General features: G+C 66.8%; 14 protein-coding genes. 9 read left to right on the forward strand and 5 right to left on the reverse strand.

Annotation, left to right across the window (positions count from 1 at the left end):
• Window positions 1–9: 9 nt before the first annotated feature.
• The gene (locus tag KBY72_RS08340) at window positions 10–1,002 is read right to left on the reverse strand and encodes an ATP-binding cassette domain-containing protein (protein ID WP_254993371.1); all 993 of its coding nucleotides are present in this window, start codon (window positions 1,000–1,002) and stop codon (window positions 10–12) included.
• Between the two features lie 95 nt (window positions 1,003–1,097).
• Between KBY72_RS08340 and KBY72_RS08345 the strand changes: the two genes are divergently transcribed.
• From KBY72_RS08345 to KBY72_RS08355, 3 genes are read left to right on the forward strand one after another with little or no spacing between them, the layout of a single operon-like run.
• Window positions 1,098–1,793, forward strand: coding sequence for a DUF4079 domain-containing protein (locus KBY72_RS08345; protein ID WP_254930770.1), 696 nt, complete (start codon window positions 1,098–1,100; stop codon window positions 1,791–1,793).
• Complete coding sequence (locus KBY72_RS08350) at window positions 1,793–3,748, forward strand: glycosyltransferase (protein ID WP_254961279.1); 1,956 nt, start codon at window positions 1,793–1,795, stop codon at window positions 3,746–3,748. Before KBY72_RS08345 ends, KBY72_RS08350 begins: the two co-directional genes overlap by 1 nt.
• Window positions 3,745–4,443, forward strand: coding sequence for an SDR family oxidoreductase (locus tag KBY72_RS08355; protein ID WP_254930768.1), 699 nt, complete (start codon window positions 3,745–3,747; stop codon window positions 4,441–4,443). The genes KBY72_RS08350 and KBY72_RS08355 overlap by 4 nt, the downstream gene beginning before the upstream one ends.
• Here KBY72_RS08355 and KBY72_RS08360 read toward each other — a convergent pair.
• Window positions 4,403–5,581 carry a class I SAM-dependent methyltransferase gene (locus tag KBY72_RS08360; RefSeq protein WP_254993367.1) on the reverse strand — a complete coding sequence of 393 codons (1,179 nt, stop codon included), beginning with the start codon at window positions 5,579–5,581 and terminating at the stop codon, window positions 4,403–4,405. The two genes, KBY72_RS08355 and KBY72_RS08360, sit on opposite strands and share 41 nt — an antisense overlap.
• Before the next feature lie 47 nt (window positions 5,582–5,628).
• Between KBY72_RS08360 and KBY72_RS08365 the strand changes: the two genes are divergently transcribed.
• Window positions 5,629–6,450: a TPM domain-containing protein gene (locus KBY72_RS08365; protein WP_254930766.1), complete on the forward strand. Its 822-nt coding sequence runs from the start codon at window positions 5,629–5,631 to the stop codon at window positions 6,448–6,450.
• Window positions 6,451–6,455: 5 nt separating this feature from the next.
• On the opposite strand, the gene KBY72_RS08370 is transcribed toward KBY72_RS08365, so the two are convergent.
• From KBY72_RS08370 to KBY72_RS08380, 3 genes are all read right to left on the reverse strand, one after another.
• Window positions 6,456–7,241: a glycoside hydrolase family 104 protein gene (locus KBY72_RS08370; RefSeq protein WP_254961276.1), complete on the reverse strand. Its 786-nt coding sequence runs from the start codon at window positions 7,239–7,241 to the stop codon at window positions 6,456–6,458.
• A gap of 202 nt (window positions 7,242–7,443) precedes the next feature.
• Window positions 7,444–8,517 (reverse strand): hypothetical protein, encoded by a 1,074-nt coding sequence (locus KBY72_RS08375; RefSeq protein ID WP_254930764.1) that lies wholly within the window; start codon window positions 8,515–8,517, stop codon window positions 7,444–7,446.
• Window positions 8,511–9,425 carry a TIGR04168 family protein gene (locus KBY72_RS08380; protein ID WP_254930763.1) on the reverse strand — a complete coding sequence of 305 codons (915 nt, stop codon included), beginning with the start codon at window positions 9,423–9,425 and terminating at the stop codon, window positions 8,511–8,513. Before KBY72_RS08380 ends, KBY72_RS08375 begins: the two co-directional genes overlap by 7 nt.
• A gap of 47 nt (window positions 9,426–9,472) precedes the next feature.
• Here KBY72_RS08380 and nadA point away from each other — a divergent pair, with 47 nt between their 5' ends.
• From nadA to KBY72_RS08405, 5 genes are all read left to right on the forward strand, one after another.
• Complete coding sequence (gene nadA / locus KBY72_RS08385; RefSeq protein ID WP_254961274.1) at window positions 9,473–10,426, forward strand: quinolinate synthase NadA; 954 nt, start codon at window positions 9,473–9,475, stop codon at window positions 10,424–10,426.
• A 65-nt stretch (window positions 10,427–10,491) separates the two neighbouring features.
• On the forward strand, window positions 10,492–11,448 hold the full coding sequence (locus tag KBY72_RS08390; protein ID WP_254930761.1) for an aldo/keto reductase: 957 nt from the start codon (window positions 10,492–10,494) through the stop codon (window positions 11,446–11,448).
• 12 nt (window positions 11,449–11,460) lie between these two features.
• On the forward strand, window positions 11,461–12,447 hold the full coding sequence (locus KBY72_RS08395) for a ligase-associated DNA damage response exonuclease (protein WP_254993368.1): 987 nt from the start codon (window positions 11,461–11,463) through the stop codon (window positions 12,445–12,447).
• A 7-nt stretch (window positions 12,448–12,454) separates the two neighbouring features.
• Window positions 12,455–14,080, forward strand: a complete 1,626-nt coding sequence (locus tag KBY72_RS08400) for an ATP-dependent DNA ligase (RefSeq protein WP_254962209.1) — start codon at window positions 12,455–12,457, stop codon at window positions 14,078–14,080.
• Window positions 14,081–14,330: 250 nt separating this feature from the next.
• On the forward strand, window positions 14,331–15,179 hold an 849-nt coding region (locus KBY72_RS08405; RefSeq protein WP_254993369.1), incomplete at its 3' end, for a hypothetical protein.

A 15,179-nucleotide genomic window follows, 5' to 3' on the forward strand; every position in this document is an offset into this window, starting at 1 on the left:
AGGCCCAGCTCACTGGGAAGCCTCGGAGTTTGAATCACGCTGGCGGAACAAACCGCCGATCAGCTCCTCCACCGGCGGATCACTCACCTCCAGATCCACCACCGCAAAGCGCTCCAGCAGCGCCGCCACCTGCTGGGCGAGCTGGGCCCGCGGCACCAGCAGCCGCACCAGGTGGCCCTGATGGGCCTCGAGCTGGCCGAAACCGGCAAAGGCCTCCGGTGGATGGAGGTCGGCAAGCTCCAGCCGCACCTGGCGGCAGGGGGCCAACCGCTGGGTGAGATCGGCCAGGGAGCCATCGTGGAAGAGCTGGCCCTGGTGGATCAGCAGCACCCGCGGGCAGAGGGCAGTGATGTCACCCATGTAGTGGCTGGTGAGCAGCACGGTGGCGCCGGTGCGGCGGTTGTAGTCGGCGAGGAAATCCCGCACCCGCGCCTGGGCATTCACATCCAGACCCAGGGTGGGCTCATCGAGAAACAACACCGCCGGCTCGTGCAGCAGGGCCGCCAGCAGTTCGGCCTTCATCCGCTGGCCCAGGGAAAGCTTGCGCATCGGTCGCCGCAGCTCCTGGCCCAGCTCCAGCATCTCGGCGAGTTGGCCAATACGCCGCTGGGCCTCCGCCTCCGCAATGCCATAGACAGCGGCATTAACCCGCAGCGAATCGAGGGCGGGCAGGTCCCAGATCAGCTGCTGGCGGTTGCCCATCACCAGGGTGATCTGGCGCAAGAAGCGGGCCTGACGCCGAAATGGCTGGTGACCTGCCACCTCCAGCTCGCCGCCGCTGGGGTGGATCAGGCCGGTGAGCATCTTCAAGGTTGTGGTCTTACCGGCGCCATTGGGGCCCAGGAAGCCAACGATCTCCCCCGGCTCGATCGTGAAGCTGATTCCATTCACCGCCAGCACATCGCGATGGCGTCGCCGCAGCAGATGTTGGATTGTGCCGGCCAGGCCAGGCTGCTTCTCGCTGATTCGGTAGGTCTTGCTCAACCCGCTGGCGCGAATGATTGGCCCTGCCACAACGTTTTGCAATCCAGCGCACCGTAGGCAGCCAGCTGGGCTAATTAGGGTTTAGGCACCGCACACCTACAGCCTCCAAGACGATGAGCAGCGTTGACTGGCTCTGGCTGCTCCATCCCGCCCTGGCGGTAGCCCTGGTTTTTCCGCTGCTGGGCGCTGTCTTGCAGCTGGCCCTCCAGACCCGCCGGCGCCGCCTCAGCCTGGGCAAGGCGCCGGCAAGCTCCGGCAGCGAACACACCGCCCTGGGGCGCTGGCTCACCAGCTCGGTGGTGGCCATCCAGTTGATTGCCTACGCGGTGGTGATCCTCACCCAGAAGCCCAGCCAGCTCGACGCCATGCGCAGCTCCCTGCTGCTGCTCGTGCTGGCTGGCAGCGTGCTGGCCCTGGTAGCTCTGTGGCGGGTGCGGCAAGCCAGCTACCGGGCCAGCTTTGCCCTGCTCTGCTGGATAGGGGTGATCGGCCTGGGCATGCAACCTGAAATCTGGCGGCTCAGCGACAACCCCCTCGATCCAGCCTTCTGGCAATCCCATTTCTGGGGCGGTATGGGGCTCACCGGCTTGCTGCTCTTCTCCCTAGCGGCCCGTCCGGAGATCCAGCGCCAACTGCGCTGGCGGCGCCTGCACCTAAGTGCCAACGCCCTGGCGGCCCTGATCTTTCTGGCCCAGGGGATCACGGGACCTAGGGACCTGCTGGAAATTCCCTTGAGCTGGCAAAAGGCCACCATCTGGAGCTGTGACTTCAGCTTGCGCGTCTGCCCACCCCCGGCTCCACCCGGCTGATGGCCCTGCCCTGGGCCGTACTGCTGTTGGCCCTGCTGGCTGGTCGCTACGTCTTTTGGCGCTGCACAGCCACCCTCAACCTCGATAGCCCCCTGGCTGCAGCGCTGAGCCTGCTGCTGCTGGCAGCCGAGCTCTGGCTGCTGGCCCACGGCTTCCTGCAGCTGCTGTTCACCCTGGCACCGGCCCAAAGACAAGCCCCGGCTAGCGCAGACCCCAAGCAGGCCGCCAGCTTGCCCTGGGTGGATGTGCTGGTGCCGAGCTACGGCGAGCCGATCGAGGTGGTGGAGCGCTGCCTGCGCGGCTGCCGCGCCCTCAACTACGGCCGCTTCCGCCTCTGGCTACTCGACGATTCCGGCAGGCCGGAGCTGGCGGAGCTGTGCAAGGGCTTGGGCTGTCACTACCGCAGCCGCGAGCGGCGGGAGCATGCCAAGGCCGGCAACCTCAACCATGTACTGCCGGAGCTGCAGGGCGAGCTGATCGCCGTATTCGACGCGGACGTTGTGCCGGTGCGGGGCTTCCTGGAGCGAACGGTTGGGCTATTTGATAGCCCCGAGGTGGGCCTGGTGCAGACACCCCAGACCTATATGAATGCCGATCCGGTGATCCGCAACCTGGCTCTGGAGCGTTGGTTGTTACCGGATGAGGAGAGCTTCTACCGCTGGATTGAGCCGGTGCGCCAACGGCTCCGGGCGGTGGTGTGTGCGGGGACGTCGTTTGTGGTGCGCCGCTCCGCCCTGCTGGCGGTGGGTGGCTTCGAGACGGGCACCCCCTCGGAAGACCTAGCCACCGGCATTCGGCTCACAGCCGCCGGCTGGCGTTTGCTATTCGTGCCGGAGAAGCTCAGCGCTGGCCTGGCGCCCCTCACCGCCGCCGCCTTTGCCCGCCAACGCTGCCGCTGGGCCAGCGGCACCCTGCAGACCCTGCGCACCGGTGCCAACCCCCTGCTGATCAAGGGCCTTAATCCGATCCAGCGGCTTGCCTTTCTCGAGGGAATCCTGCACTGGCTCAACGCGCTGCCCCAGCTGCTGCTGCTGCTGATGCCCCTTAGCCTGGGGGTGCTGGGCATCGCGCCGCTGCGCGTCAGCGGTGCCGGACTGCTGCAGATGGCCCTGCCCCTCTACGGCGCCCAGCTTGTGCTGGCTCGCTGGCTTACGGCCCACAGCCGCACCGCACTCACCAGCGAGCTCTACCGCCTGGTGGTGCTGCTGCCGCTGGTGGGAGCGGTGCTGGGCACCCTGCTGGGCAGGCCCCTACCCTTCCGGGTCACACCCAAGGCCCTGGCCAGCGGCCGCCAAACCAACCCCGAACCGCGTCTGCTGTTGCCCCTGCTGGCCCTGCTCAGCCTGCAGCTGGTGGCCTTGCTGAATCTGCTGCCCATCGCCAGCGGTATCCGGCTAGACCTATTGCCCGAGAGCAAGGCCACCCTGGCCCTCGGGGTGGGCTGGGCCCTAGTGAATGTGCTGCTGCTGCTGGCCGCCCTGCGCTGCTGCTGGGATCGGCCCCGCAGCGATGCCGTGCCCTGGCTGGCCTGGCGAGAGTCGGTGCAGCTAGCTGGCCAGCCCGCCCAACTGGTGGCCTTAAGCGAAGCGGGCCTCGAGCTTGAATTGGAGCAGGCATCGCCGCAGCCGGGGCAAGCACTCGAACTCACCACCAGCGACGGCCGTCGCTGGCTCCTGAGAATCGAGGCCTGCCGCGGCAGGCGCCTGGGCTGCAGCTGGGCACCGATTTCAAACGAGCTTGCGGAGGAGCGCCAAGAGTGGCTGCAACAACGGCTATACCGCCGCGATGGCCAGTGGCCGACGCGGCGGGCGCCAGCCGAACCGCTTGCCCTGGCTGTGATCCTGAGCCGGCTGCTGCGGCCGCTAGCAGCTGAAACCTGGCTGATGCGCAGCCTGCTGCCAGCTAATCCCCCAAACGAGCAACATGGAGCTGTGGTGGCGGAGATGCAGCGATGAGCCTGGTGGCAGTGACGGGAGCATCCGGAAAAACCGGCTGGCGTGTGGTGGATGAAGCCTTGAAGCGGGGCCTGGCGGTGCGGGCGATCGTGCGGCCCGGCTCGGTGCTGCCAGCGGCCCTGGCTGAAGCAGAGCAGCAAGGGCGGCTCGATGTGCGGCGCCTGGATCTCAGTGCCACCGAGGCCTTGCATGCCGCCCTGAGCGGCTGTGACTCCCTGGTGATCGCCACTGGCGCCCGGCCATCAGTGGATCTGGCCGGCCCCCTCAAGGTGGATGCCTTCGGGGTGCGCGATCAGATCCGCGCCTGTCAGGCGGTGGGCATGAAGCGGGTGGTGCTGGTGAGTTCGCTCTGCGCCGGTCGCTGGCAGCACCCCCTAAACCTGTTTGGCTTGATCCTGGTGTGGAAACGCCTAGGCGAGCGCTGGCTTGAAGAAAGCGGACTCGACTGGACCGTGGTGCGCCCCGGCGGCCTCAGCGAGGACGACAGCCGCAGCGAAAGGGAGGGGGTGGTTTATTCCGGCCCCAACCAGCAGGAGAGCAGCAGCCTGCCCCGCCGCCTGGTGGCCCGGGTGTGCCTAGAGGCCCTGGAAACCCCGGCCGCCAGCGGGCGGATCATCGAAATCACCAGCAGTCCCACCCAGCAGCCCCAAGCCCTCAACCAATGGCTGGAGGCAGCGATCCCGGCTCCCGGCTGAAGCGGGGCAGCACTGGGGCCACACCCCGGCCGTAGGCCAGCCAGCGGAAATCTCCCAGAGCCACGGGGTCTACCAGCCGCAGCAGGGCCTCGCGCCGGGCCAGCACGGTGGCCAGGGCAGCCGGGGCCTCCTGCTGCAGCCCGTGCAGCCGCTCGGCCAAGCCCAGAGCGAGCAGGGCCTGGCCCTGGCGGCACTGGCCCAGGGGCAGCCAGCCGCTGGAGGCGGCGGCGGCATCGACGCTCTCAACACACAAATGGGCTGTGAGATCCCAGGCGCCTGGCTCCAGCAGCGGATCGCCGCTGGCCTGCTGGCCCCGGTATGCCATCAAGGTGCCGCCAGAGCGCTGGGGGGCGTAGTAGCGCCAGGCCTCTAAGGCGTAGTCGATCACCAGCAGCTGGCCCTCGGCCACGGCTGCGGCGCATTCAGCCAGCCAGGGGGCCAGGCCCGGGTGCAGCTCGCTGCACCAGCCGGAAGGGCGCTGGGGCGCTGGGGGCAGGAGTCCGAGGGGCTCGAGTTGGGCGGCCGCTGCCGGCTCCAGGGGCTCGCCGGGCTCCAGCCGCAGCGAGAGCTCCGCCCCAGGGCCCTCGTGCAGCGCCACCACTTGCTGGCGCCAGAGAGCCCCGTCCCACTCGATCCGCTCCACCGCCAGGGCATCGAGCACCTCATGGGCGAGCACCACGCCGCGCAGCGGTGATGCCGCCAGCTCGGCGAAGCTGGCCCAGCGACAGGGCAAGGGGCAGTCCTGCAGCAGGGCTCGCTGACGGGCCGCCATGCCCTCGTTGGGCTCCACCAGCACGAGCTCCAGGCGCTGGGCCAGCTGGGGCCAACCAGCCACCAGGGCCTGGGCCAATTGCAGGGCCAAGCTGCCCTCCCCTGGCCCTGCCTCGACCAGGGCCAGGGGCCCGGGACCGGCCGCCAGGGCAGTGAGCCACTCGGCCAGCTGGGGTGCCAGCAGGGCCGCGAAATCAGGGCCGAGGGAGGGGGCGGTGGCGAAATCCCCCGCCGGGCCGATGCGCAGCCGGCCAGCCCCATAGGCGCCGTGCAACGGATCGTGCAACACCCATTCCATGTAGGTGCGGAAAGGGACCGCTGCGCCGACGGCCTCGAGGCGCTGCAGCAGCCAGGGGGGCAAGCTCACGTTCAGACGCCTGCTCAGGGAGAATGCATCTTCGCTGAGGCTGGTGAATGGGTCGCGCTTGGAACGCCGTGCTGCCTGCGCTGGTGTCGCTGTTGCTGGTGTTGGCCTGCTGGCTGGGTGTGGGTATCGCTCCGGCCCAGGCCTACGACAACCCCGACCTCCTACCGGACCACCCCACCCCGGTGATCGACCTGGCCAAGGCCCTCACCGATGGTCAGCGCATCAGCCTGGAAGAAAATCTCACCCGCTTCGAGGCCGATACCGGCTGGAAACTGCGGGTGCTCACCCAGTACGACCGCACCCCAGGCCAGGCGGTGAAGGACTTCTGGAACCTGGACGAACGCAGCCTGCTGCTGGTGGCCGATGAGCGCGGCGGCAACCTGCTCAACTTCAACGTCGGCGATGCCTTATTCGCCCTGATGCCCCGCACCTACTGGGTGGAGCTGCAGACCCGCTTCGGCAACCAGTACTACGTGCGCGACAACGGCCAGGACGCCGCCATTGTCGATGCCCTAGCAGCGGTGGAAATGTGTTTGGAGCGGGGTGGTTGCCAGGTGGTGCCGGGCCTGCCACGCGAGCAGTGGCTGCTCACCCTCTCCACTTCCATGCTCGGCGGCCTGGTGGCGGGCTTCGCTTCCTACCCGCGCAAAGAGGGTCGCAAGGTGGAGTGGGCCTGGGTGCTGCTGCTCTCACCTTTGTGGCTGATCCTGTTTGGCGCACTAGGCCTGGGCCCGATCCTGACCCGCACCAACGACCTGCTGCCGGTTGCCCGCAACACCCTGGCCTTCCTCGGCGCAGCTCTTGGCGCTTACCTAATCGCCGGAGCCACCGTAGGTAAGGCCAGGCTCAAGGATGCCGATCAGGGTTAGAAGCTTCAGCCGGGGTTTTGGCTGCGGCTGCGCGGTCCCAGCTTTTCAAGCCCCTCGAGCTGACAGCGCAAGGAGCCCGCAGGCGCACAGGCGGGCTTGATTTCAGCCCTGGCTATGGACTGGGGCTGCTGATCGCGCAGACGGCTGAGGTTGTCGTCGTAGAAGCGCTTGAGGTCGTGGAAGCGCTTCACCGGCTGGCCGTAGAAGCTGCGGCCAGCGAGGGTGGGAAAGCTGGCCCACTCGGGGGCCAATTTGGCAGCCAGCAAGGGCGAGAACACGCCTTGATCAGCCAGGGCCAGGGCACCACGACGCTGAATTAGGTAGACGGCGCCCTGGTCTTGGACCTGGGGGCCAAAGGCCTCGATTCCCAAGGAGCGCGTAACCATGGTCCAGGTGAAGGGCATGAACTGGTAAGCACCCGCCGCGGCACTGGCATAGCGGGCAGTGCGAACCACCCGGTCGGGATGGCGCTCCAGGGAGGGCATCAGGCCGCCACCAAACATGATCCGGTAGCCGATGTCGTCGCCATCGGCCCAGGTGCCTTCGGCGTAGCGAATGGTGTTGAGCAGGGCGCGGCGCTCAGCCGTGATCGCGAAGATCCGCACCGGTGGTGGGGGCAGGGGCAGGGCCAGAGCCGTGGGGAAGCTGGGCTGAGTGGGCCCGGATGCTTGGAGCAGCTCGGATGCTTGGAGCAGCTCAGATGCCTGGGCTACCGGAGCAGTCAGGGAAAGGGTGCCCAGGCCTACGGCCAAGGCAAGGGCGGATCGAAAACAGGTGCTGGGCAAGGTCATACCGGAGCGGATCAAACGGCAGACCGCCTGCAGGCGGCCAAATCTGAAATGCGAAGAAAAGATTTGTTTGTGCCAATTTGCCTATCAATCCACCCAGACAGGATGGAGTTAGTGCCAATCACATAAGTGTCTACCGGTGTCAACAACTACAGCAAACAGTTCAGATCACTGTGACCCAGGTAAATTGCGCCTGAATTTTTGACTAAAACGAACGGCCCGCTACAAAAGCTGCCAGCGCCTCGGCCGCCTGGACCGCGCCATCGCTAGCCAGTGGCTCACCATTGGGGGGCTGCAAGGGCTGGTCGAGCTGCCAATCCCCCTGGCGGGCCTGCTCCTGGCTGAGCAGCCGGTGCCAGCCGTGGCGCAGCAAAGCCGCCTCCAGCACGGGCGCTTCGGCAAAACCCTCGCGATGCACCAAATGCACCCCCACGCCGGCGCTCAAGGCCTCGCAAAAGGAGCTATACCCGGGCTTGGTGATTAGGCGGGCGCAGTACCCCAAAACCTCCAGCGGTCTCACCCCAGCAGGCAGCAGGCGGCAGTTGGCAGCTGAGGCCAGGCGGGGATCCGGGCTAATAAACACGTGATCGGGCCAGAGCTGCAGCAACTCCGGATCCAGGTCGTAGCCCAGCCCCCCAAAACTCACCAGCACGCAACGATCACGCTCTTCCGGCAACTGCAGCTGGCGGGCCAGGCTGCCTGGCTCAAGCCGGGGGCTGCCGGCGGTGAGCCCAATCGCCAGCTCGGGGATGCCCCAGTCGATCGGCATCGCCAGGGGACAGCGCAGCAACAGGTCGCCCTGGCGGTAGGCCGCCAGGCAAAGGTCGGCCCAGGGGCTGAAAGCGGCACCCATCGCCCCGTAGATAGCCTCCCAGCCAAAGCTGGCCAGCCAGATCAGAGGCGCCCCGAGGCCTCGAGCCAAGGCCGCCGCCGCTGGGGGCACGTCTGCAAGCACAAGCAGCGGCATCGCTTGGGCCGCCAGCCAGGCCTGCTCAGCCGCCAGCTGGGCGGGCAGCTCAGCTTCCAGGGCCGATAGGGCGGCCAGGGTTGCCCCAGCGTCCGCTCCAAGGGCATCGGCCTGCACCACGCCCACGTCCCAACGACAGGGGCGGTGTTCAAAGGGCACGGGCCCCAGGGCAGAGCGCAGAAAGGCCTCAGGTAGGGCCGTGGACAACACCAAGCGCCAGTGGGGCCGCAGCCCATGCAGGGCTGTTAAAACGGAAGCGGTGCGGGAGCCATGGCCAAAACCATGGGCACTGACGCAGGCATAAATCAGCACGGCGCCAGTTCGGGAGCTGGGTTGGGGGCCGGGTTAGGGGCCGGGTTGGGAGCAGTCCAGAGGCGCTCTTCGTAGAGCAGCTCACCACCCAGGCCAAACCAGCGATGGCTGGCACTCACGACCTCCTGGCCCACCAGCTCCACCCAGCTGAAGTGCCGCAGGGCCTGGCCGGCGCCATCGGTGCCATGGCGGGGAACGCAGGCGGTGTTGAGGTAGGAGGTACCGGCCCGGTCGCGGCAGAAGCTTTGGCGATCCCCCTGGCCGCGCCTAAGGGCGTGGTGCATATGCCCAAACACCACCAACGGCACCGGGCGATTGAGGCGGATCTGGCGGATGGCCAGGGCTAGGTCGAGATCACCCCAGTCGCAGGCGGGTGGCTTCCAGTCGCGGCCGCAGGGGGAGGTGGCATCGCTGCCGAGTCCGGAGGGTCCGCTATGGCTCAGCAACACCAGGGGCCAGTCGGTGGGTGCGGTGGCGGCGGCGGCCGTGATCCGATCGGCCGACTCCTGCAAGCTCACCGGACCGAAGGCAGCCAGCGCCGCCCGAGAAAGCTTGAAGCCACCGCCGGCGGTTGCCGGCCGCCCCCCCACCACCGCCAGATCCGGCGGGCTCAGGGCTCGCATTTTCCAGCCGCAGTGAACCTCTCCCAGCAGGTCGATCTGGTGCTGCAGCGTGCGCCCAGAAGCGTCCTTGCCGGTGTCGTGGTTGCCAAGGATGCAGGCCACTGGCATGGGCAGTTGGCGCAGCAGGGCCGGAATTCGCTGCTGACCATCGCTTAGGTCGCCCACGACGAGCAGTGCATCGGGGGCCAGGCAGTCCAGCAGCGCATGGTCGCTGTGGTCCCATTCACCATGCAGATCTCCGGCGATGGCAATGCGGAGCGTTTTACCCCCGCCGGATACCGCCATCACTGCTGCCTAGGCTCATGCCATCCTGCATCAGCTGAGGCCCCCGGTTGGTTTTCACCGCCACCAATAACCACGCACCGCAAGATCTGCCCGCCGCTATCAGCGCCCTGAAGCAGGAGCGCAAGGCCGTGATCCTGGCGCACTATTACCAAGACGAAGCCGTTCAGGACATCGCCGACTTCATCGGCGACTCGCTAGAGCTCTCGCGCAAGGCCGCCGCCACCGACGCCGAGGTGATCGTGTTCTGCGGCGTTCACTTCATGGCGGAGACCGCCAAGATCCTCAGCCCGGACAAAACCGTGCTGCTGCCAGATCTGGAGGCCGGCTGCTCGTTGGCGGATGCCTGCCCGGCAGAGGAGTTTGCCGCCTTCCGCGCCGAGCATCCAGACCACATCGCCGTGAGCTACATCAACTGCTCGGCGGCAGTGAAAGCCCTCAGCGACCTGATCTGCACCAGCAGTAACGCGGTGGATCTGGTGAAGCAGCTGCCAGCCGACCGGCCGATCCTGTTTGCCCCCGACCAAAACCTGGGCCGCTGGGTACAGCGCCAGAGCGGCCGCCAGCTCACCCTCTGGCCAGGCAGCTGCATCGTGCATGAGACCTTCAGCGAACAAGCCCTGCTGCAGCTGAAGCTCGAGCACCCAGCGGCTGAGGTGCTGGCCCATCCCGAGTGCCAGCAACACCTGCTGGACCTGGCCGACTTCATCGGCTCCACCAGCGCCCTTTTGCGTCAAGCAGAGCAGAGCCCCGCCACCAGCTTCATCGTGCTCACCGAGCCGGGGATCTTGCACCAGATGCGGCTGAAGCTGCCCCAAAAGACCTTTTTCGAGGTGCCCGGCGCCGACGGCTGCAGCTGCAACGCCTGCCCCTACATGCGGCTCAACACCCTGGAAAAGGTGTGGCAGTGCCTCGATCGAATGGAACCAGAAATCTTGATGGATGAGGCGCTGCGGCTAAGGGCCCTGGCACCGATCGAAAAAATGTTGGACATGAGCCGCTGAGCCGCCGCCAGGGCAGATACCTAAACAGAGAGTTCGCCTTAGGCAAGGCTCCCTAAGGTGCCCCCATGCGCACTGTCACCTTCGCCAATAGCGACTCCATGCCCCTGCTGGGGCTTGGCACCTGGAAATCGGCTCCGGGTGAAGTGGGGGCCGCGGTGCGAGAGGCCATCCGGCTGGGCTACCGCCACATCGACTGTGCCAGCGTTTACGGCAACGAGCCAGAGGTGGGCGAGGCGATCCGCGGCGCCATCGATGCCGGCGAGGTGAAGCGGGAGGAGCTATGGATCACCTCCAAGCTCTGGTGCAATGCCCATGGACGGGACAACGTCGCAGCGGCGCTGCGCCACACCCTCACTGATCTCGGCCTGGCGTGGCTGGATCTCTATTTGATCCACTGGCCTGTGCCGATCAAGCAAGGCGTGGCCTTTCCCACCAGCGGCGATGACCTGCTGCCACCGGCGCAGGTGCCGCTCGAATCCACCTGGGAGGGAATGGAAGCGGCCCTGGAGGCGGGCCTCACGCGCCATATCGGCGTGAGCAATTTCTCCAGCCGCAAGCTCCACGATCTACTCGCCCACTGCCGGATCCGGCCGGAGGTGAATCAGGTGGAACGGCACCCCCTACTGCAACAGCCAGCCCTGGTGGCTGACTGCGCAGCCGAGGGCGTTCACCTCACCGCCTACTCGCCGCTCGGCTCCCAGGACCGGCCCGCCGCCCTCAAGGGCGCCGATGAACCGGTGCTGCTGGAAAACCCATTGATCGGCGCGATCGCCGCGGAACATGGCTGCAGCCCCGCCCAGGTGCTGATCGCCTGGCAGCTGCAGAGCGGCATCTCCACCATTCCCAAATCGGTGCGCCCGGCGCGGCTGCTGGAAAACCTGGCGGCAGCGGAGATCACACTCACACCGGCCGATCTCGAGCGGATCGCCTCGCTGGATCAGCACCTCCGCCTGGTGGATGGATCGTTCTGGCTGCTGGAGGGCGGCCCCTGGTCGCTGCAGACCCTTTGGGACGAAACCTGAGAACCTCTTCCCATGCCCCTCCCCACCGGCAGCCTGCTGGAGCACACCCCCCAGGGGCTCTATTGCCGGGCGGCGGCGGCCTGGATAGACCCCGTGGGGCCGGTGCCCCGGGCCCTGATCACCCACGCCCACGCCGACCACGCCCGGCCCGGCTGCGGCGAATATTGGGCGGTGGGCGCCAGCGAAGCGATCCTGCGGCAACGCCTGGGGGCCACGATCAACCTGATCCCGGTCGACTACGGCGCCGCCCATCGCATTGGGGAGGCCCGGGTGTCGTTTCACAGCGCCGGGCATGTGCTGGGCAGCGCCCAGATCCGACTCGAGGCGGGCGGTGAGAGCTGGCTGGTGAGCGGCGATTACAAGCGCTGCGCCGACCCCAGCTGCTCCCCGTTTGAGCCGGTGCAGGCAAACGTATTTATTACTGAAGCCACCTTCGGCCTGCCGATTTACCGCTGGCAGAGCGGCGCCGAGGTGGCAGGCGAGATCCTGAGCTGGTGGCAGGCGGCGCCGGAGCGCCCTTCGATCCTGTTTGCCTATGCGTTCGGCAAGGCCCAGAGGCTGCTGGCGGAGCTAGCCGCCATCGGCGTCAAAGACGAGATCCTGCTGCACGGCGCCGTGGAAGCGCTGATGCCGGCCTACCGGGAGGCGGGGGTGCGGCTGCCGCCCACCCTGGCGGTGAGCGCAATCGCTAAGGGGGAATCGCTGGCGGGCCGCCTTGTGATCGCGCCGCCGTCGGCCCACCGCTCGGTGTGGATGAAGCGCTTCAAGTTGCCGCAAACGGCGTTCGTGAGCGGCTGGATGGCGGTGCGTGGCGCTCGCCGCCGCCGCGGCTATGAGCGCGGCTTCGTGATGAGCGACCACGCCGACTGGCCCGGCCTGATCCAGAGCGTGCAGCAGAGCGGCGCCCGGCAGGTGTACGTGACCCACGGCAACAGCGACGGCCTGGCCCGCTACCTGAGCGAGGTGGAAGGGATCAGCGCCGAACCGCTGGCGGGCTGAAACCGGCATGCGTCGCTTCGCCGATCTCTACAGCGCCCTCGATGCCAGTAGCGGCACCCAGGCCCGGGTGGATGCCCTCGTCGCCTATTTCAGTGGTGTTGATGCCGCCGATGGCGCCTGGGCCCTGCACGTGCTGCTGGGCAAGCAGGGCAAGCGCCTGATCACCGGCCGCCGTCTGCGCCAGATCTGCCTGGAGGAATCCCCCCTGCCGGAGTGGTTGTTCGACGACTGCTACGCCCACGTTGGTGATTCGGCCGAAACGATCACCCTGCTCTGGGCCCAGGTGGGCGCTGGGGCGAGCGAACCACTGCAGCACTCCCTACACACCTGGATGGAGCAGCTGCTGCCGGCCGCCGCCGCCCTGGAGGGCAGCGAGCAGGCAGAAGCGGTGCGGCAGCTTTGGCGGGGCCTCAGCAGATCCGAACTGCTGGTAGCCAACAAATTGCTCACCGGTGGCCTGCGGGTGGGCGTGGCCCAGGGGCTGGTGGTGCGCGCCCTGGCACGCCTCAGTGGGCTGGAGGAAGCGCAGCTGCAGCACCGGCTGATGGGCGGCTTCAAGCCCAGTGCTGCCGCCCTCACCGCCCTGCTGGCCCCAGCCGATGGAGCCGAAGCGGTGCCCAGCCGCCCCTACCCCTTCTACCTGGCATCGCCCTTGGAGCAGCAGCCGGCCGGCCCCGCCAGCGATTGGCAAGCGGAGTGGAAGTTCGACGGCATCCGCGGCCAGCTGATCCGCCGCGCCAACGAGGTTTTTTTATGGAGCCGCGGCGAAGAATTAATCGGTGCCGCCTTCCCCGAATTGCTCGCAGCGGCAAGGTGCCTGGCCAACGGCACCGTGCTCGACGGCGAGATCCTGGTGTGGCCCGCCGGCTCCGACCAGCCCGCCCCCTTCGCCCAGCTGCAGCGCCGCCTGGGCCGCAAGGGGCCAGGGCGCAAGCTGCTGGCCGAGTGTCCGGCGGCCTTCGTGGCCTACGACCTGCTGGAGCTGGGGGGCGACGACCTGCGCCAGCGCCCCCTGAGCCAGCGCCGTTCAGCCCTGGAGGAGCTGCTCCAAGACCTGCCTGAAACGACACCCACCCCGGCAGCCGGGCTCCTGCGCCTATCCCCCCGCCTACCCCTAACGGCCTGGGAGCAGCTGGAGCCGCTGCGCTTGCAGGCCGCCAGCGCCGCCGCCGAAGGCCTGATGCTCAAGAGCATGGCCTCGCCCTACCTGGCCGGCCGCAAGCGGGGCCAGTGGTGGAAGCACAAGCGCGATCCCTACACGCTCGATGCGGTGCTGCTCTACGCCCAGGCCGGCAGTGGCCGCCGCGCCAACCTGTTCACCGATTACACCTTTGGGCTCTGGAACGCCGAGGGGGAGTTGGTGAGTTTCGCCAAGGCCTACTCCGGCCTCAACGATGACGAGATCACGGCGCTGGATCGCTGGATCCGCAGCCACACCAGCGAGCGCTTCGGGCCAGTGCGGGCGGTGCAGCCGGTGCAGGTTTTCGAGCTGGCCTTTGAGGGGCTGCAGCGCTCCAGCCGCCACAAGAGCGGCATCGCCGTGCGCTTTCCCCGCATAGCCCGCTGGCGCCACGACAAACCGGCCAGCGAAGCCGACACCCTGGCTATCGCCCTGGGGTTGCTAGACCAGTGAAAGGGGTTTAGGCCGGCAAAGCCATATCCAGCCAAGCCATATCCAGCCAAAATGATGACTCGGGGGACAGCCGCCCACGATCTCTGGCCATGTCGGCCTATCACAAAGCCATTTTTACGCCCTCGAAGCGAGGGGGGCTTGTGAGGTTGTGCAGATAGCGCAGTTTCTGCTGGTTGAACCACGCCTTGGACGTCCATGAGTCAAAAATGAGGGGGGGTTACAAAGCTTCATAAATACCGCGGGTTGTTTGATGAACTACCAGATCCTCCCACTCCTAACCGTCATAGACGAGGGCCAAAGCCTGACGACGATGGTTCACACCACCGGTGTAGCCGCGGGAACGTTGCTCTACTGGTCGCTCGGCGGCGCCAACATCACCGACAATGATTTCGCTACTGGCGGCCTCACGGGAGAGGGAACGGTCATTACCGATGCCAGCGGCAAAGGCATGCTTTCCCTCTCGCACCGGATCGCCAACGATGTGCTCACCGAAGGCATCGAGACCCTGGAGATTCGCCTGTTCAGTGACTCAGCGCGGACCAAACAACTCGGCACCACCACCAAGGTGAGCATCAGGGACACCTCCCTAACCCAAAAGCCCGTCGCCCTCACACCGACTTACGCCGTCGTGGCGGAGGCGGCTGTTCTCAGTGAAGGACAGGCTCTCAAGGCAACTGTCACAACGAAGAATGTACAGAAAGGGACAAAACTATACTGGTCTCTCGCCGGAACCGGCATCACTGCCGCGGACTTAAGCAACGGTGCCGTCACCGGTGTAGGCAGCGTTGACAGCCAGGGCACGTTCAGCATTAGCAGCACAATCAGCAACGACCTCAAAACCGAGGGCGCTGAAAAGCTGGAAATCAAGCTCTTCACTAATGCAGCCCGCACCAAGCAGGTTGGCAAGAGTGCCGTGGTGCAGATCATTGACACCTCGCTGACGCCGCAGCCAGCACCAAAAACGCCCAACTATCAGATCAAGGCCTCAGCCACGCGTCTGAATGAGGGGCAGATTCTCACCACCGCCGTACAGACCACCAACGTGGCTGCAGGCACAAGTCTCTACTGGAGTGCCTCCGGCAACAAAATTGACAGCAAG

It is taken from the genome of Cyanobium sp. BA5m-21 (assembly GCF_024346235.1).
Taxonomy (GTDB): domain Bacteria; phylum Cyanobacteriota; class Cyanobacteriia; order PCC-6307; family Cyanobiaceae; genus Cyanobium_A; species Cyanobium_A usitatum.

Excerpts from the sequence above, each read along its gene's own strand:
- KBY72_RS08395 (WP_254993368.1), top strand. The coding sequence starts at position 11,461 with ATGCCCCTCCCCACCGGCAGCCTGCTGGAGCACACCCCCCAGGGGCTC.
- KBY72_RS08390 (WP_254930761.1), top strand. The coding sequence starts at position 10,492 with ATGCGCACTGTCACCTTCGCCAATAGCGACTCCATGCCCCTGCTGGGG.
- KBY72_RS08400 (WP_254962209.1), top strand. The coding sequence starts at position 12,455 with ATGCGTCGCTTCGCCGATCTCTACAGCGCCCTCGATGCCAGTAGCGGC.
- KBY72_RS08380 (WP_254930763.1), bottom strand. The coding sequence starts at position 9,425 with ATGGCGGTATCCGGCGGGGGTAAAACGCTCCGCATTGCCATCGCCGGA.
- KBY72_RS08370 (WP_254961276.1), bottom strand. The coding sequence starts at position 7,241 with ATGACCTTGCCCAGCACCTGTTTTCGATCCGCCCTTGCCTTGGCCGTA.
- KBY72_RS08355 (WP_254930768.1), top strand. The coding sequence starts at position 3,745 with ATGAGCCTGGTGGCAGTGACGGGAGCATCCGGAAAAACCGGCTGGCGT.
- KBY72_RS08345 (WP_254930770.1), top strand. The coding sequence starts at position 1,098 with ATGAGCAGCGTTGACTGGCTCTGGCTGCTCCATCCCGCCCTGGCGGTA.
- KBY72_RS08365 (WP_254930766.1), top strand. The coding sequence starts at position 5,629 with ATGGGTCGCGCTTGGAACGCCGTGCTGCCTGCGCTGGTGTCGCTGTTG.
- KBY72_RS08350 (WP_254961279.1), top strand. The coding sequence starts at position 1,793 with ATGGCCCTGCCCTGGGCCGTACTGCTGTTGGCCCTGCTGGCTGGTCGC.